Annotated in this window: 22 protein-coding genes and 1 tRNA gene; 15 read left to right on the top strand and 8 right to left on the bottom strand. The window is 66.9% G+C overall.

The window, feature by feature from the left end; all coding sequences use genetic code 11:
* Nucleotides 1-4: 4 nt before the first annotated feature.
* From OCGS_RS12915 to OCGS_RS12890, 6 genes are all read left to right on the top strand, one after another.
* On the top strand, nucleotides 5-616 hold the full coding sequence (locus OCGS_RS12915; protein WP_007427691.1) for a ribonuclease D: 612 nt from the start codon (nucleotides 5-7) through the stop codon (nucleotides 614-616).
* An 86-nt stretch (nucleotides 617-702) separates the two neighbouring features.
* On the top strand, nucleotides 703-1326 hold the full coding sequence (lptC, locus tag OCGS_RS12910) for an LPS export ABC transporter periplasmic protein LptC (RefSeq protein WP_007427690.1): 624 nt from the start codon (nucleotides 703-705) through the stop codon (nucleotides 1324-1326).
* A 2-nt stretch (nucleotides 1327-1328) separates the two neighbouring features.
* Nucleotides 1329-1832, top strand: coding sequence for a lipopolysaccharide transport periplasmic protein LptA (gene lptA, locus OCGS_RS12905; protein ID WP_007427689.1), 504 nt, complete (start codon nucleotides 1329-1331; stop codon nucleotides 1830-1832).
* On the top strand, nucleotides 1832-2590 hold the full coding sequence (gene lptB, locus OCGS_RS12900) for an LPS export ABC transporter ATP-binding protein (protein WP_007427688.1): 759 nt from the start codon (nucleotides 1832-1834) through the stop codon (nucleotides 2588-2590). Before lptA ends, lptB begins: the two co-directional genes overlap by 1 nt.
* Nucleotides 2591-2679: 89 nt before the next feature.
* Nucleotides 2680-3258 carry a ribosome hibernation-promoting factor, HPF/YfiA family gene (gene hpf, locus OCGS_RS12895; RefSeq protein ID WP_007427687.1) on the top strand — a complete coding sequence of 193 codons (579 nt, stop codon included), beginning with the start codon at nucleotides 2680-2682 and terminating at the stop codon, nucleotides 3256-3258.
* Nucleotides 3259-3294: 36 nt separating this feature from the next.
* Nucleotides 3295-3759, top strand: coding sequence for a PTS sugar transporter subunit IIA (locus tag OCGS_RS12890; RefSeq protein WP_040611042.1), 465 nt, complete (start codon nucleotides 3295-3297; stop codon nucleotides 3757-3759).
* Nucleotides 3760-3775: 16 nt separating this feature from the next.
* On the opposite strand, the gene galE is transcribed toward OCGS_RS12890, so the two are convergent.
* From galE to OCGS_RS12850, 8 genes are all read right to left on the bottom strand, one after another.
* Complete coding sequence (galE, locus tag OCGS_RS12885; RefSeq protein WP_007427685.1) at nucleotides 3776-4771, bottom strand: UDP-glucose 4-epimerase GalE; 996 nt, start codon at nucleotides 4769-4771, stop codon at nucleotides 3776-3778.
* Between the two features lie 4 nt (nucleotides 4772-4775).
* Nucleotides 4776-5666, bottom strand: a complete 891-nt coding sequence (gene galU, locus OCGS_RS12880) for a UTP--glucose-1-phosphate uridylyltransferase GalU (RefSeq protein WP_007427684.1) — start codon at nucleotides 5664-5666, stop codon at nucleotides 4776-4778.
* An 88-nt stretch (nucleotides 5667-5754) separates the two neighbouring features.
* Nucleotides 5755-6552, bottom strand: a complete 798-nt coding sequence (locus OCGS_RS12875) for a 3-deoxy-manno-octulosonate cytidylyltransferase (protein ID WP_007427683.1) — start codon at nucleotides 6550-6552, stop codon at nucleotides 5755-5757.
* 1 nt (nucleotide 6553) lies between these two features.
* Nucleotides 6554-7351, bottom strand: coding sequence for a 3'(2'),5'-bisphosphate nucleotidase CysQ (cysQ, locus tag OCGS_RS12870; RefSeq protein ID WP_007427682.1), 798 nt, complete (start codon nucleotides 7349-7351; stop codon nucleotides 6554-6556).
* A 17-nt stretch (nucleotides 7352-7368) separates the two neighbouring features.
* Entirely contained in the window at nucleotides 7369-8670 is a 1302-nt protein-coding gene (locus OCGS_RS12865) for a TRAP transporter large permease (RefSeq protein ID WP_040611048.1), read from the bottom strand.
* 75 nt (nucleotides 8671-8745) lie between these two features.
* Nucleotides 8746-9189 carry a hypothetical protein gene (locus OCGS_RS12860; protein ID WP_007427680.1) on the bottom strand — a complete coding sequence of 148 codons (444 nt, stop codon included), beginning with the start codon at nucleotides 9187-9189 and terminating at the stop codon, nucleotides 8746-8748.
* Between the two features lie 166 nt (nucleotides 9190-9355).
* Nucleotides 9356-9880 carry a TRAP transporter small permease gene (locus OCGS_RS12855; protein WP_007427679.1) on the bottom strand — a complete coding sequence of 175 codons (525 nt, stop codon included), beginning with the start codon at nucleotides 9878-9880 and terminating at the stop codon, nucleotides 9356-9358.
* Between the two features lie 46 nt (nucleotides 9881-9926).
* Nucleotides 9927-10937, bottom strand: a complete 1011-nt coding sequence (locus OCGS_RS12850) for a DctP family TRAP transporter solute-binding subunit (RefSeq protein ID WP_007427678.1) — start codon at nucleotides 10935-10937, stop codon at nucleotides 9927-9929.
* A 142-nt stretch (nucleotides 10938-11079) separates the two neighbouring features.
* Between OCGS_RS12850 and OCGS_RS12845 the strand changes: the two genes are divergently transcribed.
* From OCGS_RS12845 to cas2, 9 genes are all read left to right on the top strand, one after another.
* Nucleotides 11080-12087, top strand: a complete 1008-nt coding sequence (locus tag OCGS_RS12845; protein WP_007427677.1) for a DMT family transporter — start codon at nucleotides 11080-11082, stop codon at nucleotides 12085-12087.
* Nucleotides 12088-12098: 11 nt separating this feature from the next.
* A tRNA-Pro gene (locus tag OCGS_RS12840) sits at nucleotides 12099-12175 on the top strand.
* A 126-nt stretch (nucleotides 12176-12301) separates the two neighbouring features.
* Nucleotides 12302-14482, top strand: coding sequence for a CRISPR-associated endonuclease Cas3'' (locus OCGS_RS12835; protein WP_007427676.1), 2181 nt, complete (start codon nucleotides 12302-12304; stop codon nucleotides 14480-14482).
* Nucleotides 14483-14579: 97 nt separating this feature from the next.
* Nucleotides 14580-15239 (top strand): type I-C CRISPR-associated protein Cas5c, encoded by a 660-nt coding sequence (cas5c, locus tag OCGS_RS12830; RefSeq protein ID WP_007427675.1) that lies wholly within the window; start codon nucleotides 14580-14582, stop codon nucleotides 15237-15239.
* The gene (gene cas8c / locus OCGS_RS12825) at nucleotides 15236-17005 is read left to right on the top strand and encodes a type I-C CRISPR-associated protein Cas8c/Csd1 (protein WP_007427674.1); all 1770 of its coding nucleotides are present in this window, start codon (nucleotides 15236-15238) and stop codon (nucleotides 17003-17005) included. The genes cas5c and cas8c overlap by 4 nt, the downstream gene beginning before the upstream one ends.
* Nucleotides 17002-17955: a type I-C CRISPR-associated protein Cas7/Csd2 gene (cas7c, locus tag OCGS_RS12820; RefSeq protein ID WP_007427673.1), complete on the top strand. Its 954-nt coding sequence runs from the start codon at nucleotides 17002-17004 to the stop codon at nucleotides 17953-17955. Before cas8c ends, cas7c begins: the two co-directional genes overlap by 4 nt.
* A 1-nt stretch (nucleotide 17956) precedes the next feature.
* The gene (cas4, locus tag OCGS_RS12815) at nucleotides 17957-18568 is read left to right on the top strand and encodes a CRISPR-associated protein Cas4 (protein ID WP_007427672.1); all 612 of its coding nucleotides are present in this window, start codon (nucleotides 17957-17959) and stop codon (nucleotides 18566-18568) included.
* On the top strand, nucleotides 18565-19593 hold the full coding sequence (gene cas1c / locus OCGS_RS12810; protein WP_007427671.1) for a type I-C CRISPR-associated endonuclease Cas1c: 1029 nt from the start codon (nucleotides 18565-18567) through the stop codon (nucleotides 19591-19593). The genes cas4 and cas1c overlap by 4 nt, the downstream gene beginning before the upstream one ends.
* Before the next feature lies 1 nt (nucleotide 19594).
* Nucleotides 19595-19885 carry a CRISPR-associated endonuclease Cas2 gene (cas2, locus tag OCGS_RS12805; RefSeq protein ID WP_007427670.1) on the top strand — a complete coding sequence of 97 codons (291 nt, stop codon included), beginning with the start codon at nucleotides 19595-19597 and terminating at the stop codon, nucleotides 19883-19885.
* The last annotated feature ends 306 nt before the right edge of the window (nucleotides 19886-20191 follow it).

The raw sequence follows: 20191 nt of genomic DNA, 5'->3' as shown, positions 1-20191 counted from the left end.
TGCGATGGCCAATCATCTTTACAAGGGCGACCTGCCGGACGGGCTGGATCTCGGCCCTGTCGTAGCCATCGACTGCGAAACGATGGGGCTGAACCCGCATCGCGACCGGCTTTGCGTCGTGCAGTTGTCGGGCGGCGACGGCAACGCGCATATGATCCAGATCGCGCGCGGCCAGACCGAGGCCCCCAACCTTGCCCGCCTGGTGACCGATCCGGCGATTCTCAAGCTGTTCCATTTCGGACGGTTCGACATCGCGGCGATGCAGAACGCTTTCGGCGCGCTGGCGTCGCCCGTCTATTGCACCAAGATCGCCAGCAAGCTGGTACGCACCTTCACCGACCGTCACGGCCTGAAGGTTCTACTATCCGAACTGGTCGGCGTCGACGTGTCCAAGTACCAGCAGCAAAGCGACTGGGGCGCGCCCGAACTGACCGAGGCGCAGCTGGCCTATGCCGCCTCCGACGTTCTTTACCTGCACCGCCTGCGCGAGGCGCTGGACGTCATGCTGGCGCGCGAGGGACGTACCGAGCTGGCGCAGCGATGCTTCGACTTCCTGCCGACCCGCGCGATGCTGGATCTTCGCGGATGGGCCGAGATCGACATATTCGCCCATTGACCGGGCGGCGGCTGTGGCAAGACCGTGGCGGTTTGCCTAGATGTTGTCGATGACGCCCCCTGACGCCATCACGTTTACGGCCTTTCATGGCTGCCCGTGACAATCGCCATTCCCGTATCGTCGCCTGGCTGAAGATCGTTCTGCCGCTGATCGCCCTGGGGATCCTGTCGACGCTGTTTCTTCTGTCGGATCGCCGGGGGCGCGAGGTCGATCTGCCCTATTCCGAAGTCCAACTGGACCGTATCCTGCGCGAACGGCGCGTGCAGAACCCCGATTATGCCAGCCTGACCCGCGACGGCAGCGCGATCACCGTCACCGCGTCCGAAGCCGTTCCCGATCCTGCCGATCCCGACCGCACGGACGTGTCCGACCTGACGGCGACGCTCGATCTGGCGGGCGGGGGGCGTGTCGATCTGTCCGCAAGGCGCGGAACACTGGATACCGGCCGGTCCGAACTGCTGCTGGAAGGCGATATCCGCATCGTGACGACAAGCGGGTATGACCTGCGGACGGAGGCGCTGCGCGCGGCGTTGGACCTGACGCGGGTGGTCGCCGATACCGCCGTCACGGGTCAGGCGCCGGCCGGGACTCTGGCGGCAGGGTCGATGGAACTGCGCAAGGACGGGGACCGCAACCTTCTCCGTTTCGCGGATGGGGTGAAGCTGGTATATCGCCCGGATACCCTTTCAGCAGGCCCTGACGGAGAGTGACGATGGTCCAAAGCGTTTCGCGGTCGTTGATGGCCGCCGCTATCCTGCTTTTTCCCGCTGCCGCTTGGCCACAGGGGGCCGAGGTGGGCTTTGGCGGATTGCGGCAGGATACCAGCCTGCCGGTCGAGGTTGCGTCGGACAGCCTGAATGTCGATCAGACCGCCGGAACGGCCGTGTTTCAGGGCAACGTCCTGATCACGCAGGGCGAAATGAAGCTGTCCGCATCCAGCGTCGAGGTTTTCTATGCCGGTGCCGGAACGCAGTCGGGCCGCATCGCCCGGATGGTGGCGGAAGGGAACGTCACGCTGGTCAACGGTCACGAAGCGGCCGAAGCGCAGCGGGCGGTTTACGATATCGACGCAGGATCGGTGGTGATGACTGGCGACGTCATCCTGACCCAGGGCACCACGGCGCTATCGGGTGAAACGCTGACCATCGACCTTGGAACCGGCACCGGACAGATGGAGGGGCGGGTCCGCACCATCTTCGAGACCGGGGATCGCTGATGCCTCAGCCGCATCTCAGCCTTGCGGCGGATGGCAGCGGCCTGCGGATCGAGCGTCTTCGCAAATCCTATCGCAAACGCCCGGTCATCCGCGATGTGAGCATGTCGCTGCAACGGGGCGAGGTCGTGGCGCTGCTGGGGCCGAACGGGTCCGGCAAGACGACCTGCTTTTACGCCATCGCCGGCCTGGTCGTGCCCGAGGGCGGGCGGGTCACGGTGGAGGGGCGGGATGTCACCACGCTGCCGATGTATCGTCGCGCCCGCATGGGCATCGGTTATCTGCCGCAGGAAATGTCCATCTTTAGGGGGCTGAACGTCGAGGACAACATCCGCGCGGTGTTGGAAATCAACGTCCCCCGTCGCAAGCGGAGGGCCGAGAGGCTGGAACAGCTTCTGTCCGAATTTTCGATCACCCATCTTCGCCGCGCGCCCGCCTTGGCCCTGTCGGGGGGCGAACGGCGGCGGGTCGAGATCGCGCGCTGCCTGGCCGCCGACCCGCGCTATCTGCTGCTGGACGAGCCGTTCGCCGGCGTCGATCCCATCGCCGTTGCCGAAATCCGGGGAATGGTCGGCGATCTGGCGCGGCGCGGCATCGGCGTGCTGATCACCGACCACAACGTGCGCGAGACGCTGGGCATCGTGGATCGCGCCTATATCCTGCATGACGGCGCCATCATGATGAGCGGCACCAGCGCCGAGGTCGTTCAGGACGAAAGCGTTCAGCGGGTATACCTGGGCCAGGGTTTCCGTCTATCCTGAGTGCCGGAACCCTTGCCTTCCCGGCGGCTTGATCTTCGGGACGGTCGGGCGACCGCCCGTCACGATTACCGGACAGAACAGGAGGCGAGATGCGTTATCAGATCAGCGGAAAGCAGATCGATATCGGCGAGGCGCTGCAAACCCATGTGCAGACCGAGATCGAGGAAGTCATCGCGAAATACCCCGGTCGGCCGACCGAAGCGATCGTCGTCTTCTCGCGCGATGCGCATGAATATTGCTGCGAGGCCGTCGTTCGCCTGTCGACCGGATTGACCGTTCAGGCGACCGCCAAGGCGACTGAAATCTATGCCGCATTCGATGCCTGCAACGCCAAGATGGAAAAGCAGCTTCGCCGCTACAAGCGCCGGCTGAAGGACCATCACCGCGACAGGTCACAGCCCGTTGAACTCTTTGCCGGCGCCTCGTATATCCTCGCGGCGAGCGAAGACGCCGACGCGGAGGAGCCCGAGACGCTTCAGCCGATCATCATCGCCGAGATGGAGGCGCAGGTGCCTTCGCTGTCGGTCGGCGAGGCGGTGATGCAGATGGAGTTGGCTGGCGCCCCGGTGCTTGTCTTCCGTAACGAAAAGCAGGATCGCGGGATCAATATCGTCTATCGCCGGGACGACGGAAACATCGGCTGGATCGACCCTCATACGAAAACCTGAAGCGCGGCCCGTGTCGCGCTTGGATTGCAGGCAGGCATGACACTTTCCGAACTTCTCGCGCCCGAGGCGACCAGGACGGTCCCCGCGATGACCAGCAAGAAACGTCTGTTTCACGCCTTGGGCGAAGTCGCCTCTACTGTCTACGGCATGGACTGCGACCGCGTGATCGAAGGTCTGCTGGAACGCGAAAGCCTTGGCCCCACGGGCGTCGGACAGGGTGTCGCGCTGCCCCATGCGCGCCTTGACGGGCTGACGCGGGTGCATGGCGTATTCCTGCGGCTGGAACGGCCGGTCGAATATGGCGCGGTCGATCGGCAGCCGGTCGATCTGGTCTTCGGGCTGTTCGCCCCCCTCGATGCGGGTGTCGAGCACCTCAAGTCGCTGGCCGTCGTCTCCCGGACGCTGCGCGACCCGGAACTCTGCGCGATGCTGCGGGCCAATGACGACCCGGCCACCCTGCATACGATGCTGATTGCCGGACGGCGCACGATCCCGGTTTGAAATCGCCGCTTTTCAGTCAGGCCGAATAGCCGGGCCCCTGATGCCAGCGCCAGGCATCGGCGATCATGCTTTCCAGCGTCGAGCGCGCGGGACGCCATCCCAGTTCGGCTTCGGCGCGGCGGCTGCCCGAGACCAGCGCCGTCGCGTCCCCTGCCCGGCGCGGCCCTTCGGTGACGGGAACGGGGCGGTTGGTCACGCTGGCAGATCGTGCGATAACTTCGCGCACGGAAAATCCCTGTCCGGTCCCTAGGTTGAAGACCCGACTGGCATGTCCGTCCTCCAACCATTTCAGCCCGCGCACATGCGCGTCCACCAGGTCCATGACATGTACGTAATCGCGGATGCAGGTGCCGTCGGGCGTGTCGTAATCCGTTCCATGCAGCGTGAGGGCGGGACGCTTGCCGTCGATCGCGTCCAGCATCAGCGGGACCAGATGGGTTTCCGGCCGATGAAACTCGCCCACCTCGCCCTCGGGGTCCGCACCCGCCACGTTGAAATAGCGGAAGACCACATGGCGCAGGCCGTGACTGGCCTCGAAATTGCGCAGCATGTCCTCGATGGCGCGCTTGGACGCGCCATAGGAATTGATCGGCGCCTGCGCGCAATCCTCGTCCAGCACCACGCCGTCCTGTTCCCCATAGGTCGCGCAGGTGGACGAAAAGACGAAGTTCAGACAGCCCGCGGCGATGGCGGCTTCGATCAGGTTCAGCGATCCGCCGACGTTCACGCGCCAATAGCGGCCGGGTTCGCGCGCGCTTTCGCCGACATCGGACAGCGCCGCGAAATGCATGACGGCCCGAGGCTTGTAGGCCTGAAATACGCGATCGACAGCCTTGCGATCCAGCAGATCTGCCTGTTCGAACGGGCCGAAGCGGACGGCGTCGCGCCAGCCGGTCGCCAGATTGTCCAGCGTGACCGGCAGATATCCCCGCTGCGACAAGACCTTGCACGCATGCGAGCCGATATATCCCGCGCCACCCGATACCAGGATGACAGGCCGATCGTCCGTCATCCGCTCAGCCACCCGTGCGTGCCGCCACGAGCTCGGTCAGATAATCCGCGAATTCGCCGTTCAAGTCGGGACGCGACAGGCCGAATGCGACGGTCGCCTGAAGAAACCCGGCCTTCGATCCGCAATCATAGCGTTGGCCCTCGAACTTCAGCGCGCTGACACCGGACGATCCGTCGATTTCGGCGGCGATGGCGTCGGTCAACTGGATCTCGCCGCCGGCCCCCTGGCCCAGGCCGTCGAGGGTATCGAGGACCGATGGCGTCAGGATATAGCGCCCGATGACGGCCAGGTTCGACGGGGCGTCCTTGGCTTGCGGCTTTTCGACCATTCCGCGCACCCGCAGGACAGTCTCGGCCGGATCCTCGACGTCGAGGATACCATAGGCCGACACCTTGTCGTCGGGCACCTCCATCGTGGCGACCATGCAGCCGCCGCGTTCGGCATAGGCTTCGACCATCTGCTGCAAACAGGGTTTTTCCGCCGCGATCACGTCGTCGGGCAGGATCACCGCGAACGGTTCGTCCCCGATCAGCCGCCGCGCGCACCACACGGCATGGCCCAGCCCCATCGGCCGGTGCTGGCGGATATAGGCGATGGCCCCCGATTCCATGTTGGTATGGTCGAGAATATCCATCAATTCGGGCTTGTTCTTGGCCTGTACGGCCGCTTCCAGTTCGGGGGCGCGGTCAAAGTAGTCTTCCAGCGCGCTTTTGCCGCGCGACGTGACGAAGATGAATTCGGTGATCCCGGCAGCTCGCGCCTCGTCGATCGCGTACTGGATCAAGGGACGATCCACGAGGGTCATGATTTCCTTCGGGACGGATTTGGTCGCGGGCAGGAAGCGCGTGCCAAGGCCGGCGACGGGAAAAATTGCCTTTGTCACCTTGTTTGTCATCGGGATTCTACTTTCGATCGAACTCGTTGGCGCAGCATGTCGCATGGATGCGGTGGACAAGTCCACATGCTGCCGCCGGGTGAGGCCGTTATGAGCCGACCCGTCTTTCAAGCATCCGCTCGATCCGGGCCACATCCTCGGGATTGTTTAATTCCCAGAACTCGGCACCGCGCGCCTCGACCTCGACGCAGAGGATGGGATGCCCATGTTCGAGAAAGCGAAGCTGCTCCAGCCCCTCCAGCCCTTCCAGCGGGCCCGCCGGCAGACTGGTATAAAGGCGCAGCGCCTCGGGCCGATAGGCATAGACGCCGACATGGTGGAACACCGGCGTCGGATCGTCGGGTCCGCCGGGCGCTTCGCAATAGGGGACGACTTCCTTCGAGAAGTAGAGCGCCCGGTTGCCTGCGCCGAACACCGCCGTGGTTCCGCCGACCCGCCCCTCGCGGCGGTCGGCGCGCAGGGCGTCGAGTGTCGCGCCGTTGCAACGCAGAACCGGCGTCGCCACCCCCGCGCCGGGATCAGCGCGCAGACCGGCGACAAGGTCTTCGATGAACCATGCCGGCGTCAGCGGCGCGTCGCCCTGAAGGTTGACGACGATCTCGACATCGCCCAGCGATTCCAGCGCCTCGGCGCAGCGTTCCGTTCCGTTGGCGCGATCGGGCGAGGTCATCGCCACATCGGCCCCGAAACCGCGCGCCTCGGCGGCGATGCGGTCGTCGTCGGTCGCCACCACCACGCGGTCGGCACCCGTCACGGCCATTCCCGCGCGCCAGGTGCGTTCGATCAGACTGCGCGCGACGCCGTCCGGGCCGCGCAGACGCACCAGCGGCTTGCCGGGAAAACGGGTCGAGGCATAGCGCGCGGGGATGACGATGACGACCGACACGTCAGGCGCCTTTCAGCGCGACACCCGGCGCGTGGGCGATGAAGAACGGGTTTTCGAACCCCGGCTTGCCATAGGTCAGCGGGGCATGATCGTCGAAGCGCACGACATGGCCCCCGGCGCCGGTCAGCACCGCATGACCGGCCGCCGTGTCCCATTCCATCGTGCGCCCCAGTCGCGGATAAAGATCGGCCTCGCCGGTTGCGACAAGGCAGAACTTCAGCGACGATCCGGCGCTGGTCATGTCGCGGACCGGATATTTGCCGATATAGGCATCCGTCGCCGCGTCGCGGTGGGATTTCGACGCCACCACCATCAGCGCCGCCGGATCGGGGTCGCTGACCACGATCGGCCGCATCCCGCCCCGCGTATCCGCGTCGAACGAGCCGGTTTCCTCGACCGAAGCGCCGTCGGCGCGGGTATAGAACAGCCGCCCCTTCGCCGGGGCATAAACGACGCCCCGCACCGCACGGCCCGCCTCGACGTAGGCGATATTGACGGTGAAGTCGCCCCGCCGCTGGACGAATTCCTTGGTGCCGTCCAGCGGATCGACGATCAGGAACGTATCCACGTCCTGTCCGTGCGTCGCGGCCTGTTCTTCCGTCACCAGCGGCACGTCGGGAAAGGCCGCCCGCAGCCCGGCCGAAATCAGCGCATCCGCCGCCTCGTCCGCCGCCGTTACGGGGCTGTCGTCGCTCTTGGCGCGCACGTCGAAATCGTCCGAGCCGTAGATCTCCATGATCGCGTCGCCGGCCGACAGCGCCAGCCTTCGCATCACCCGTTCCAGCGTATCGTGATCCATGTCGTCCCCATCGCGGTTCAGGTGATGCGATAGCCCAGCGACCGGGGCAGCCACAACGCGATTTCCGGAAAGGCCAGCACCAGCCCCAGCGCCACGGCCATCGCCAGCAGCAGCCAGCCGACCCAGCGGAAGGTCGATTCCAGCGGCACGCCCGCGATGCGCGCCGTGACCATCAGGTTCACGGCGACAGGCGGCGTGAACTGCCCCATGGCGATGTTGATCGCCATGACCACCCCGAACCAGATATAGGACCAGCCGAAGGCCTGCACGATGGGCACCAGCAGCGGCAGCATGATCAGATAGATCGACACCCCGTCCAGCACCATGCCCGCCAGCAGCACGGCGATCATCACCAGGATCAGGATGACCCACTGATTGTCGCTGACCGACAGGATCAGATCGGCGGTCGCCGAAAACGCCCCCATGGTCGAGCCTGCCCAGGCGAACAGCCCCGCCAGCGACAGGATGATCAGCAGCACGCCCGAGATGCGCGCGCTTTCGGCCAGCACGTCATAGACATCGCGCCAGCCCATCGTGCGATAGAGCACCAGCCCGACAAAGAGGCCGTAAAAGACCGCCACCACCGCCGTCTCGGTCGGGGTGAACAGGCCAGACCGCAGCCCGCCCAGGATGATGACCGGCGCCATCAGTCCCGGCAGCGCCCGTCGCAGGCTGGCCCAGAAGGGCGGCCGCACCGGCGTTTCGCCCATGCCGAAATCGTGCCGGCGGCTCAGCAGCAGGGTCGGCACCGCGATGGCCGCGCCGACCAGCAGTCCGGGTATCAGGCCGGCGGCGAAAAGCGCGCGCAGATCGACGCCCGGAATGACCACCGAATAGACGATCATCGCGATCGAGGGCGGTATCAGGATCGCGGTCGAGGCGGATGCCGCGACGACGCTTGCCGTGAAGGGGCGCGGATAGCCGGCCTTGACCATCGCGGGCAGCATGACCGTGGTGACGGCGGCGGCATCCGCCGGCCCCGACCCCGACATGCCGCCCATGACCAGACACACCAGCACCGCCACCAGCGCCAGCCCGCCCTTGCGCGGCCCGACGATGGCCTGCGCGAACTCGACCAGCCTCGCCGCCACCCCCGACCGCTCGAATACCGCGCCGGTGAGGATGAAAAGCGGGATCGCGATCAGCGGATACTTGGCGACGGCGGCATAGGTGTTGGCGCCGATCATGCCCAAAGCCGTCAGGTCCAGCCCCAGCAGGACGCCGACCGCCCCCGCCAGCCCCAGCGCCACCGCGATGGGGGCGCCGACGACCAGCAACAGCACGAACGTGCCCAGCAGCGCCAGGTTCGCACCAATCATCTGGGCAAGGGTGCCGTTTGTCCCGCCCATGCAGACAGGCCCGGAAAGCGGTCGGACATGGGCGGCTGGTTCCTGTCAGTAGAAGATAAAGCTGTCGGTCATGTCCGAGCCGAAGTTGTTGGGCGTATAATGCCAATCGTCTCCGTCGAAATGGTCGTAGTCGAACACCCCGAAATCATTCGGACCGCCATAGAAATAGGTCGTTGCCGTGTTGTTGTGGTGATCGTAAAGGGTCATCGAGGCAGTATTGCCATTGCGGTCCGAAGGCGCGGTCAACTCGTATTCGTCAGGGTAAGTCTCGGTATAGTTTAGCGCATGATCAAGGAACTCTCCGGGCGTCGGGGCAAAGACGAATTCCATCGTGCTGTCGCCGACCCCCCGCATCAGATCGTATGCGCCGCCGAATCTTCCGATGTCGGTGAAGCCGATGGGGCCCATGCCGATCATCGCCAGAGCGAATCCGCCGCCGCCGTCGTCGGAAAACAACTCCTTGAAAATCTCGCCGATATTGAAAGCCATCGGATATCTCTCCCTCTTTGCCGTTACCGTCTTTCAGTAGCAGCGGAAACACGGCGCAGGGGCAAGCGGTGAAAATCGGTGCCGCTATCGCGCAGGCTCCACCGGCGGATTTCCGCTAGGTAAGGATGCCGGCAACCCGAGTGTATCCAGCGGATCGACGCGCCGATCATCCCCTTCGCCGCACTAGATAGGCCCAGCCGCGGCCCCAGGCGCGGGCCAGGATCGCTACCGACAGGATCGGCATCCAGATCGTGTAGATCCAGGCCGGGTTGCCCAGCCCCGGCGTCGTCTCGCCCCAATACCATTCGTCATAGGTCACGCGCGCGCCATACCACAGGATCAGCGCGAACATCAGCGTCACCGCCAGCAGCGACACGGCATCGCAAAGCCAGCGCAGGCGGGGCGGCATCCGGTCGACGAAGAACGCGATGCGGATGTGATCGCCGGTGGCAAAGGCCGCAGACGCGCCCACGAATGTCATGAAGACCAGCAGGAAAACCGAATATTCCTCGGTGAAGGCGAAGGACACGCTGGTCGCATAACGGGCGATCACATTGCCCATCGAGATAAGGCAGATCAGCGCCATCGCGGCGGCGCCCAGCGCCTCCTCTATCCTGACCGGGACGACGGTATGCTCGTCGCCTGTGCCGGACGGTTGCCGTGTGGGCGACAGATCTTCGGGATCGGGCATGCGCCGCTCCTGTCTTCGGGGCCGTCGCGGGACGGCCCTGCCCTGGTCAGCGGTTGGCGACCGCCTCCTCGGCGGCATCGACCAGGTCCGGCCCGATCTTCTGTTTCCAATCTTCATAGACCGACGCGGTCGCATCCTTGAACGCCTGCTTTTCGTCGTCGGTCAGCGTCACGACGTTGACGCCTTTCGACCTGATCTCGTCGATCAGGCTTTGATCGTCCTCGGTCAGGCCCTTGCGCGCCACCTCGATACCGAACGCGCCCGCATCCACGGCGGCCTGCCGCAGCAGCTCCTGATCGTCGGCGCTGAAACTGTCCCAGACCTGACTGTTGACCGCGAAGATCAGCGGATCGGCGACATAGCCCCAAAGGGTGATGTTGTTCTGCCCCAGATCCTGCATGTTGAGCGTGGTATAGATGGTCAGCGGGTTTTCCTGCCCGTCCACCGCGCCCGTGGTCAGCGCCGGCTGCGCGTCGGCCCAGCTCATCTGCGTGGGGTTGGCACCCATCGCGGTGAACATGTCGTTGTAGATGGGCGATCCGACGACCCGCAGCTTGAGGCCCTGCATATCCTCGGGCTTGCGTATCTCGGTCTTGGAATTGGTCACTTCGCGAAACCCGTTCTCGGCCCAGGCCAAGGGCACGACGCCGTTTTGCTGCACGATGTCAAAGATACGCTCGCCCACCTCGCCCTGGGTGATCGCGTCCATCGCGGCATAATCGGGCATCAGGAACGGCAGTGAGAAAAGGTTCAATTCGGTCACCTGCGGCGACCAGTTGATCGTTGACCCGACCGCCATGTCGATGACGCCCTGCCGCAACGCGGTGAATTCGCGCGTCTGGTCGCCCTGCACCAGCTGCGTGCCCGGATAGACCTTGAGGTTGATGCGTCCGTCGCTGCGCTCGGCCGTCAGTTCGGCCCATTTTTCGGCCGCCTGGCCCCACGGGAAAGGTGCGGGCAGGACGGTGGAAACGCGGTATTCGTCCTTGAGGTCCTGCGCCACGGCGGATCCCGCCGCCAGCGACGCCAGCGCCGCGATCAAAAGCATCTTTCCCATGTCGGTCCCCCGGTAAGTTCGGGCGAATGAACCACGCGGCCGGGCGGATGGAAACATCAAAAAAGCGGCCTGCCGCCGCCATTCGCGTCATGGATGCAAGGCGGCCCTTGACCTTCGCGCGCCTTGGGCGTCTTCAGGCCCGATGTCGCCTTTCACCTCCTTGCCCAAGGGGCCGGCCTATGCGCTGGGGGCCTTTGCGGTGCTTGCCACGCACGATGCGATCATCAAGATCCTCGGGGCGGTCTATGCGCCGTTCCAGATCATCTTTTTCAGCGTTGTCTTCGGGTTTCCGCTGGCGACGCTGATGCTGATGCGCGATCCGACATCAGGGCACCTGCGCCCCATCCATCCCTGGTGGGTCGCCCTGCGCACCGCGGCGGGGGTGATGACCGGGGCGGCGGCGTTCTATGCCTTCTCGACCATCCCGTTGGCGCAGGCCTATGCACTGCTCTTCGCGGCACCCTTGCTGGTGACGGTGCTGTCGATCCCCATTCTCGGCGAATCCGTCGGCCGGCATCGTTGGGCGGCCGTGGTGATCGGGGCGGCGGGGGTCTTGATCGTGCTGCGGCCCTTTGGGGGGACGCATCTGGAAACCGGGCATGCGGCGGCGCTTCTGGCGGCGTTCGGCGGGGCGGTGGGGTCGGTGATCGTGCGCAAGATCGGCAAGGAGGAACGCGGCGTCGTGCTGATGCTGTATCCGATGGTCGCCAACTTCGCGGTGATGGCCTGCATCCTGCCCTTCGTCTATGTGCCGATGCCGCTGACGGATCTGGCGCTGGTGGGGGTTATCGCAGTGCTGGCCTTCGTCGGCGGGTTGATGATCATCGCCGCCTATCGCAGCGGCGACGCCACCGTGGTCGCGCCCATGCAATATTCGCAGATCATCTGGGCCGCGATCTTCGGCACGTTGTTTTTCAACGAGATTCCCGATGCGCTGACATGGATCGGGGCGGCGGTCATCATCCTGAGCGGTCTTTATGTCGTGGTGCGCGAAAGCCGGTTGGGGGTGTCGCGGACCACGCCGGTTCTGGCCACGCGGACGGTATCCGAAACAGGGACGATGCCGCGTATCAGCGCCATCCTGCGGGAGCGGGCGACGCGGGTGCCGCCGGGTTACGAAGCCCTTGCCAAGCAACCCCGCAAGCAGTAGGTCGCGGGCGTCGGAGTGTAGCTCAGCCTGGTAGAGCACTGCCTTCGGGAGGCAGGGGCCGGAGGTTCGAATCCTCTCACTCCGACCATCATCCCCGCTTTTCCGACGTATTATCCGCGTAAGAGTCCCGTAGGATTCCCGTGGGATCCGTGCGGGCGGGTGTGGGGGCCGGACGCGATTGACCGGGACGGGCCGGGGCGGGCATGGAGGGCGGATGATATACGCCCATTCCGTCACCGACCGCCCCCTCGCCGAATGGGAGACGCTGGAGGCCCATGCGCTGCGCGTCGCCGAAGCCGCGCAGGCGCGCGCCGAGGCGTTCGGCGGCGGGGACGTTGCCCGGATGCTGGGGCTGCTGCACGATCTGGGCAAGGCCAAGCCCGCCTTCCAGCGCAAGCTGGAGGGGCAACGCATTGAGGTCGCACATTCGGCCGAGGGCGCGCGCGTGCTGGCGGGGATGGGCGGGTTCGGGAGAGCGCTGGCGGGCATCGTCGCGGGGCATCACGGCCGCCTGCCCGACCCCGACCGGCTGAAAGCGCGCCTTGCGACGGCCGAGGACATGCCGCTGCCGGACTGGTGCGCCATCCCGACGCCGGTCCCGCCGGCGCGGCTTGGCGAGGATTCGGAGCTGGCCCTCTATCGCCTGCAATTCCTGGTCCGCATGCTTTACGGCGTGCTGTGCGATGCCGACGACCGCGAGACGGCGGCGTTCTATGCCGAGGCCGAGGGGCGGACCGTGCCCGAGCGGCCGACGATCCTGACGCCCCCGATGCGCGCCAGCTTCGATGCGCATATGGACGGGCTGGGCGGCGGGGGCGCGGTGAACGACCTGCGCCGCCGGGTGCTGGCCCATGCGCGCGGCGTGGCGGCCGAGGCGCCGGGGCTGTTCACGCTGACCGTGCCCACGGGGGGCGGCAAGACGCTGACCTCGCTGGGCTTCGGGCTGGATCACGCGCTGGCGCACGGATTGCGGCGGCTGATCTTCGTGGTGCCCTATACCTCGATCATCGAGCAGACGGCGGATGTCTTCCGGCGGGTGCTTGGCGAGGACGCGGTGCTGGAACATCATTCCAACGCCGACTGGGACGGCGAGGACGAGACGGAAGCCGAACAGCGCCGGGTCATGGGCGCATCGTGGGACGTGCCGGTGGTGGTGACGACGGCGGTGCAGTTCTTCGAAAGCCTGCATGCCGCGCGCAAGAAACGGTGCCGCAAGCTGCCCTCACTTGCGCGCGCGGTGATCGTGCTGGACGAGGCGCAGACGATGCCGCTGCCGCTGTTGCGGCCCTGCCTTGCCGCCCTACGCGAGCTTATGGAAGGGTATGGCGCCAGCGTGGTGCTGTCCACGGCGACGCAGCCGGCGCTGACGAAGGATGGCGGCTTTCCAGGCTGCGAGGCGCTGGAGGGCGCGCGCGAGATCGCGCCCGATCCAACCCGGCTTTTCGCGGCGCTGAAGCGGGTCGAGGTGCGCGATGCCGGGCCGCTGGACGATGCGGCGCTGGCCGACCAGATCCGCAAGGCGGACCGGATCCTGACCATCGTGGACAATCGCCGCCAGGCGCGCGCGCTGTTCGATGCGGTGCGCGGCGCGGAAGGGGCCGCGCATCTTTCGACGCTGATGGTGCCCGCGCATCGGCGGGCAGTGCTGGCGAATGTGCGCGCGCGGCTGAAGGACGGGGCGCCGGTGCGGCTGGTTTCCACATCGCTGATCGAGGCGGGGGTGGACGTGGATTTCCCGGTGGTGCTGCGCGCGGCGGCGGGGATCGATTCGGTCGCGCAGGCCGCCGGGCGGTGCAACCGCGAGGGGCGGCTGGACGGGCCGGGCCTGGTCGAGGTGTTCCGGTCCGAACATCCCGCGCCCCCGGCGGTGGAACAGTTCGCCGCCATCGGACGCGATGTGCTGGCCGAGGGCCATGACGACCCGATCGGCGAGGCGGCGGTCGCGTCGTATTTCCGGCGGCTTTGGGATGCCTATGGCAAGGATGCGCTGGACGCCGCCGAGGTCGGGCCTATGCGGATCCGCGGCATCCTGAACGCGATCCGGAAGGCCGGACCGTGCTGCCCGTTCGAGCAGATCGAGGCGGCCTTTCGCATCATTCCGGGCGGCGAACGGTCGGTCATCGTATGGGACAGGATGTGGGGCGTCACGTGGGGGGCGTCGTCCGATACGCAGAAGACGCTGCGCTTCGGGTCGGCCGGGGCGGTGGCCCGGCTGGTCGCGCCGCATAGCGTCAACGTGCCGTGGGGTCTGTGGAAAGCCCTGCGCGACAGCGGTCAGGTTGCCTGGTGGATGCCCGAGCGGTTCGAGGAACAGTTCGCGGTGTTGCGGACCAGCGACCTTTACAATGCCGATGCGGGTCTGGGCGAGAGCGGCGATGTGGGCGGGGTTTTCTGAAAGGATTAGCCGGCGTTAACCATTAACCCGTTGACGGACTGTGCGGCATCGGCAAGGTTCCGCCTATGGTTGAAAGATCCGACGATGTGTTCCCGACATGACCGCCCCCGGCATCCGGCTGCTCGTGCGCGGGCGGAACGCGTGTTTCACCCGACCCGAGATGAAGGTCGAGCGTGTCTCGTATAATGTGATGACGCCCTCGGCGGCGCGCGGCATCCTCGAGGCGATCCACTGGAAGCCCGCGATCGCCTGGGTGGTGGACCGCATCCATGTGCTGCGCCCCATCCGGTTCGAGGCGATCCGCCGCAACGAGGTGGCGTCGAAGATCCCCGCCAACAAGGCGCGCGCGGCAATGAAGGCGGGCGATTTGGGCGGCCTCGCGCTGGCCGTGGACGAGGACCGCCAGCAGCGCGCGATGCTGTGCCTTGCGGATGTGGCTTACGGGATCGAGGCGCATTTCGAGATGACGGCGCGTGCCGGGCCGCAGGACAATCCGGGCAAACATGCCGAGATGTTCCGCAGGCGGGCCGAAAAGGGCCAGTGCTTTCACCAGCCCTGTCTGGGCGTGCGCGAGTTTCCGGCCGATTTCGAGCTGGTCGAGGATTTCCCCGAAGCCATCGCCGAGGACCGCGATCTGGGCTGGATGCTGCACGATATCGACTATGCCAACGGGCGGAGATCGGTCTTCTATCGCGCGCGGATGGAAGGCGGCGTGATCGACGTGGTCCGCTGCCTGGCCGAAGGGCGCATGGCGTGACGGTCCTGCAAGAGCTGGCGGCGCTGTACGAGGCGCGCGCCGAGAAGGAGGGCTGGCCGCGGCCGGGATTCTCGACCGAGAAGATCGGCGCGGTGGTGGTGCTGGCCGAGGATGGGTCGGTGCGCAAGATCCGGTCGCTGATGGCGCCGGATGACAAGGGAAAGATGCAGGCGCGGGCGATGTCGGTTCCGGCGGCGGTGAAGCGGACGGCCGGGGTGAAGCCGAACACGTTCTGGGACAAGACGGCCTATGTGCTGGGCGTGACCGAAACGCCGGACGGGCCGGGCCAGGGCAGGCGAACGCTGGCCGAGCACGAGGCCTTCCGCGCGGCGCATCTGGATCTGCTGGACGGCGCCGACGATCCGGCGCTGGTTGCGCTGCGTGGCTTTTGCCAGACATGGGTGCCCGAGCGGTTTGCGGATTTTCCCGATGCCGTCGGTCTGCTGGATCAGAACGTGGTCTTCCGCCTTGGCGACGGGCCGTTCGTCCACGACCTGCCGGCGGCCAAGGCGCTGCTGGCGGGCGGCGGCGAGGGGGCGGCGATGTGCCTCGTCTCGGGGCGGGCGGGGCCGGTGGCGCGGCTGCATCCGTCGATCAAGGGCGTGATGGGCGCGCAATCGTCGGGCGCGTCGCTGGTGTCGTTCAACAACGACGCCGAAACGTCCCACGGCAAGAAGCAGGGCGACAACGCCCCGGTCTCCGAGGGCGCGGCCTTCGCCTATGGCACGGCGCTGAACGCGCTGCTGGCGAAGGGGTCGGGAAACCATCTGCGGATCGGCGGGGACACGGTGGCGTTCTGGGCCGACCAGCCAGAGGCGGAATGGACGTTCGATGCCATGCTATCGGGGACCGATGACGAGGCCGCCGAGCGGGAATTGCGCGCCAGGGTCGAGGCGGTGGCGTCGGGGACGGCGCGCAGCGACGAGACGCTCGACCCGCAGGCGCGACTGTTCGTGCTGGGGCTGGCGCCGAACGCGGCGCGGCTGGCGGTGCGCTACTGGTATCCGGGCACGTTGGGCGATTTCGCGCGTTCGGTGACGCGGTTCTGGGACGACATGGCCATCGCGCCTTCGCCCTTCGTCAGGGGCGGGGTGGAGCTGCCGCCGAAACCCTGGGCGCTGCTTTACGACCTTGCGGCGCAGCGGGACGCGAAGAACATCCCCGCCGGGCTGGGCGGCGATCTGATGCGGGCGATCCTGACCGGCGGACGCTATCCCGCGACGCTGCTGGCGGGCCTTCTGGGCCGCATAAGGATAGAGGGCGAGCCTGACCGGGCGCGCCACGGCAACATGGACGGCAGACGCGCGGCGATGATTGCCGCCGTTCTGCGGCGGAATTTCGACAGGGAGGTGCCGATGGCGCTGGACGAGGACGCGCGCGATGCCGCGTATCTGCTGGGGCGGCTGTTCGGCGCCTACAGCTATGCCGAGAAAAGCTATCAGGAGCGGGGCGCGGGGCTGCGGCAGAAATATCTCGGCGCGGCCTCGGCCACGCCGGCGCGGGTCTTTCCGGTGCTGATGCGGGGCTATGAGCACAACCTGTCGTCGCTGCGGAAAGCCGGGGGAATGAAGGCCGGGGCAGGCGTCAAGGCCGACCGGGCCGTCGCCGCGATCCTCGACAAGCTGGAGGGCGAGATGCCCGCAACCCTGCCGCTGGAGGCGCAGGGGCGGTTCTTCATCGGCTTTTATCACCAGATCTCGGCCTTCTATGCCAAGGCCGAGGACGCGGCCGACGCGCTGATCGAGGAAGAAGGAGAGGACGCATGACCGAGCAATCGGCGCTGGACCAGGACGCCGCCAGCAGGGTCGGGCTGGCGAACCGCTATGATTTCGTGCTGTTCCTCGATGTCGAGAACGGCAATCCCAACGGCGACCCGGATGCGGGCAACATGCCGCGCATGGACCCCGAGACGAACCGGGGGCTGATGTCCGACGTGTCGATCAAGCGCAAGCTGCGCAATTACGTGGCCGAAGCGCATGGCAACGCGGCGCCGCACCGCATCTATTTCACCGAGCGCGCGGTCCTGAACGAGGCGCATCAGGAGGCCTGGGAGGCCACCGGGGTCGCACCGCAGAAGCCCAACGATTATTCGAGGCTGCCCAAGGCCGATGCCGAGGCGCGCAAACTGACCGACTGGATGTGCGCCAATTTCTGGGACATCCGCACCTTCGGCGCCGTCATGTCCACGGGCGTCAATGCGGGGCAGGTGCGCGGCCCGGTGCAACTGTCCTTCGCGCGGTCGGAAGAACCGATCATGCCGATGGAGGTGTCGATCACCCGGTCGTCCGTCACCAACGAAAAGGACCGCGACAAGGAACGGACGATGGGCCGCAAGGCGGTCGTGCCCTATGGGCTTTACCGGGTGCACGGTTTCGTCAACGCCAAGCTGGCGCAGCGGACGGGCTTTTCCAAGGCCGATCTGGATCTGCTGTGGACGGCGCTGCGCGACATGCTGGATCTCGACCGCTCCGCCGCGCGGGGCATGATGGCCGCGCGCCGTCTGATCGCCTTCCGGCACGACAGCGATCTGGGCAACGCGCAGGCGCACCGTCTGTTCGAGCGCGTCACCGTCAGCCGCATGGTGGACGGCGAGGCGGTGCCGGTGGGCGACAGGGGCCTGCACAATCGGCCGCCCGCGCGGGCCTTTTCCGATTACCGGATCGACGTGGACGACGCCGATCTGCCGCAGGGGGTGACGCTTATCGAGCCCTGGTGAGGTGGACAGCCTGCCGATCTCGGCGTTGCAGCACTGGCTGTTCTGCCCGCGCCAATGCGCGCTGATCCATGTCGAGCGTCTGTGGGAGGAAAACCGCCTGACCGCCGAGGGCCGTCTGCTGCACGAGCGGGCCGATAGCGGCATCCCCGAAAGCCGCGAGGGGATGCGGGTGCTGCGCGCCGTGCATGTCGCGTCCGACCGGCTGGGGGTGCATGGCGTGGCCGATGTGGTCGAGATGCACGGGCCGCGGGCCTTTCCGGTGGAATACAAGCGCGGCCGTCCCAAGGCCCATCGCGCCGACGAGGTGCAGCTTTGCGCGCAGGCGATCTGTCTGGAAGAAATGATTGGACGCGCCGTGCCCGAAGGCGCGCTGTTCTACGGCGGGCGCCGGCGGCGGCAGGCGGTGGCCTTCGATCCCGACCTGCGCGCGCTGACGGCAAGGGTGGCCGCCGAAGCGCGCGGCGCGATGGCCGATGGCGACCTGCCGCCGCCGGTCTATGACGCGGGGCGGTGCGAGGCCTGTTCGCTGAACGCGCTGTGCCGCCCGCAGGCGCCGCGCATCGCCGCCACCTGGGTGGCGCGGCGGCTGGCGCGGGCGGGGGTGCCGGAATGAAGCGCCTGCTCAACACGCTGTATGTCGCGACCGAGGGCGCGAGGCTGCGCAAGGACGGCGAGACGGTCGCGGTGGAAATCGACGGCCGCGTGGTCAAGCGCAGCCCCGCGCATCTGCTGGGGCAGATTGTGCTGTTCGGCGAAACCTCGGCCTCGCCCGACGTGATGCATTTCGCGGCGGCGCAGGGCATCTCGATGGCGTGGCTGGGGTGGTCGGGCAAGCTGATGGCGCGGATCGAGGGGCCGCAATCGGGCAATGTGCTGCTGCGCCGCGCCCAGCACCGCGCCACCGCGGACCCGGTGGCCGCGCTGCCCGTGGCGCAGGGGATCGTCGCGGCCAAGATCGCCAACCAGCGCGCCGTCCTGCGCCGCCATCTGCGCGACTATCCCGACCATCCCGGCGCGGCGGCGGTCGAGGCGGCGCAAAGGCGGCTGGCCGATGCGGCGCGGCTGGCGCTGGTCGCGCCCGATCTCGACATCCTGCGCGGTCAGGAGGGCGAGGCGGGCCATGCCTATTGGTCGGTCTTCGCGCATCTGATCCGCACCGACGATCCGGCCTTCGTCTTCGCCGGCCGCAACCGCCGCCCGCCGCGCGATGCCGTGAACGCGGTGCTGTCGTTCCTTTACGCGCTGCTGGCGCTGGACACCCGCGCGGCCTGCGAGGCGCACGGGCTGGACCCGCAGATGGGGTTCCTGCACCGCGACCGCCCCGGCCGCATGTCGCTGGCGCTGGACCTGATGGAGGAGTTGCGCGCCGCCCTGGCCGACCGCGTGGCGCTGTCGCTGATCAACCGGCGGCAATTGTCCGCCCGCGATTTCGAGCGTCAGGAGACGGGCGCCGTCCTGCTGGCCGAGGGCGGGCGGCGCACCGTCCTGCAAGCCTATCACGACCGCAAGCGGGTGGAGTTGCGCCATGCCTGGCTGGACGAGCGGATCGCCCTGGGGCTGGTGGCGCAGGTGCAGGCGCAGCTTCTGGCGCGGTGTCTGCGGGGCGACATCGACGGCTATCCCGCGTGGATCTGGTGACGTGCTGGTGCTGATCACCTACGACGTGTCGGTCGCCACCGAAGGCGGCGCGAAACGCTTGCGCCGCGTGGCCCGCATCTGCGAGGATCACGGCCAGCGCGTGCAGTATTCGGTCTTCGAATGCGAGGTCGATCCGGCGCGCTGGACCCGGATGCGCGCCCGCCTGCTGGACGCCATCGACGCCGAGACGGACAGCCTGCGGTTCTACTTTCTGGGCCGTGAATGGCGCCGCCGGGTCGAGCATGTGGGCGCCAGGCCGTCCGACGACCCCGACGCCCTGCTGATCGTGTGACGCGAACCCCCAGCGCCCGCCCTTCGCCCCGAAGGTTCGCGCGCCATGTTTTTCTGGCCCGTCGGCCCTGCAAGGATGCGTGCGGCAACGAACGAGGCGGCAAGAGCAAGGGGTTCGCGGAACACCCGACATTTATTCCCCCCCGCCAAGGTGATAAAGCGAGAGGGGTCGCCCCCCACACGGGGGCGTGGATCGAAACCCATCATTGTCGCAACGCCGCCCATGCCTGGAACGGTCGCCCCCCACACGGGGGCGTGGATCGAAACCTCAAATGCCTTGCGAACGTCCGGGGCCAATTCGTCGTCG

This window comes from Oceaniovalibus guishaninsula JLT2003 (assembly GCF_000299575.1).
In the GTDB taxonomy this organism is placed as follows: domain Bacteria; phylum Pseudomonadota; class Alphaproteobacteria; order Rhodobacterales; family Rhodobacteraceae; genus Palleronia; species Palleronia guishaninsula.
Note: the sequence above shows the minus strand (reverse complement) of the source record. Positions and strands in the feature narration are given on the sequence as shown.

Bases quoted from the DNA above. Each gene is read 5' to 3' on its own strand.
- cas1c (WP_007427671.1), top strand. From the start codon at position 18,565: ATGAAGCGCCTGCTCAACACGCTGTATGTCGCGACCGAGGGCGCGAGG.
- OCGS_RS12835 (WP_007427676.1), top strand. From the start codon at position 12,302: ATGATATACGCCCATTCCGTCACCGACCGCCCCCTCGCCGAATGGGAG.
- OCGS_RS12865 (WP_040611048.1), bottom strand. From the start codon at position 8,670: ATGATTGGTGCGAACCTGGCGCTGCTGGGCACGTTCGTGCTGTTGCTG.
- OCGS_RS12855 (WP_007427679.1), bottom strand. From the start codon at position 9,880: ATGCCCGATCCCGAAGATCTGTCGCCCACACGGCAACCGTCCGGCACA.
- OCGS_RS12845 (WP_007427677.1), top strand. From the start codon at position 11,080: ATGTCGCCTTTCACCTCCTTGCCCAAGGGGCCGGCCTATGCGCTGGGG.
- lptC (WP_007427690.1), top strand. From the start codon at position 703: ATGGCTGCCCGTGACAATCGCCATTCCCGTATCGTCGCCTGGCTGAAG.
- cysQ (WP_007427682.1), bottom strand. From the start codon at position 7,351: ATGGATCACGATACGCTGGAACGGGTGATGCGAAGGCTGGCGCTGTCG.
- cas5c (WP_007427675.1), top strand. From the start codon at position 14,580: ATGACCGCCCCCGGCATCCGGCTGCTCGTGCGCGGGCGGAACGCGTGT.
- cas7c (WP_007427673.1), top strand. From the start codon at position 17,002: ATGACCGAGCAATCGGCGCTGGACCAGGACGCCGCCAGCAGGGTCGGG.
- OCGS_RS12915 (WP_007427691.1), top strand. From the start codon at position 5: ATGGCCAATCATCTTTACAAGGGCGACCTGCCGGACGGGCTGGATCTC.
- hpf (WP_007427687.1), top strand. From the start codon at position 2,680: ATGCGTTATCAGATCAGCGGAAAGCAGATCGATATCGGCGAGGCGCTG.
- OCGS_RS12850 (WP_007427678.1), bottom strand. From the start codon at position 10,937: ATGGGAAAGATGCTTTTGATCGCGGCGCTGGCGTCGCTGGCGGCGGGA.
- galE (WP_007427685.1), bottom strand. From the start codon at position 4,771: ATGACGGACGATCGGCCTGTCATCCTGGTATCGGGTGGCGCGGGATAT.
- OCGS_RS12890 (WP_040611042.1), top strand. From the start codon at position 3,295: ATGACACTTTCCGAACTTCTCGCGCCCGAGGCGACCAGGACGGTCCCC.
- galU (WP_007427684.1), bottom strand. From the start codon at position 5,666: ATGACAAACAAGGTGACAAAGGCAATTTTTCCCGTCGCCGGCCTTGGC.
- lptA (WP_007427689.1), top strand. From the start codon at position 1,329: ATGGTCCAAAGCGTTTCGCGGTCGTTGATGGCCGCCGCTATCCTGCTT.
- OCGS_RS12860 (WP_007427680.1), bottom strand. From the start codon at position 9,189: ATGGCTTTCAATATCGGCGAGATTTTCAAGGAGTTGTTTTCCGACGAC.
- lptB (WP_007427688.1), top strand. From the start codon at position 1,832: ATGCCTCAGCCGCATCTCAGCCTTGCGGCGGATGGCAGCGGCCTGCGG.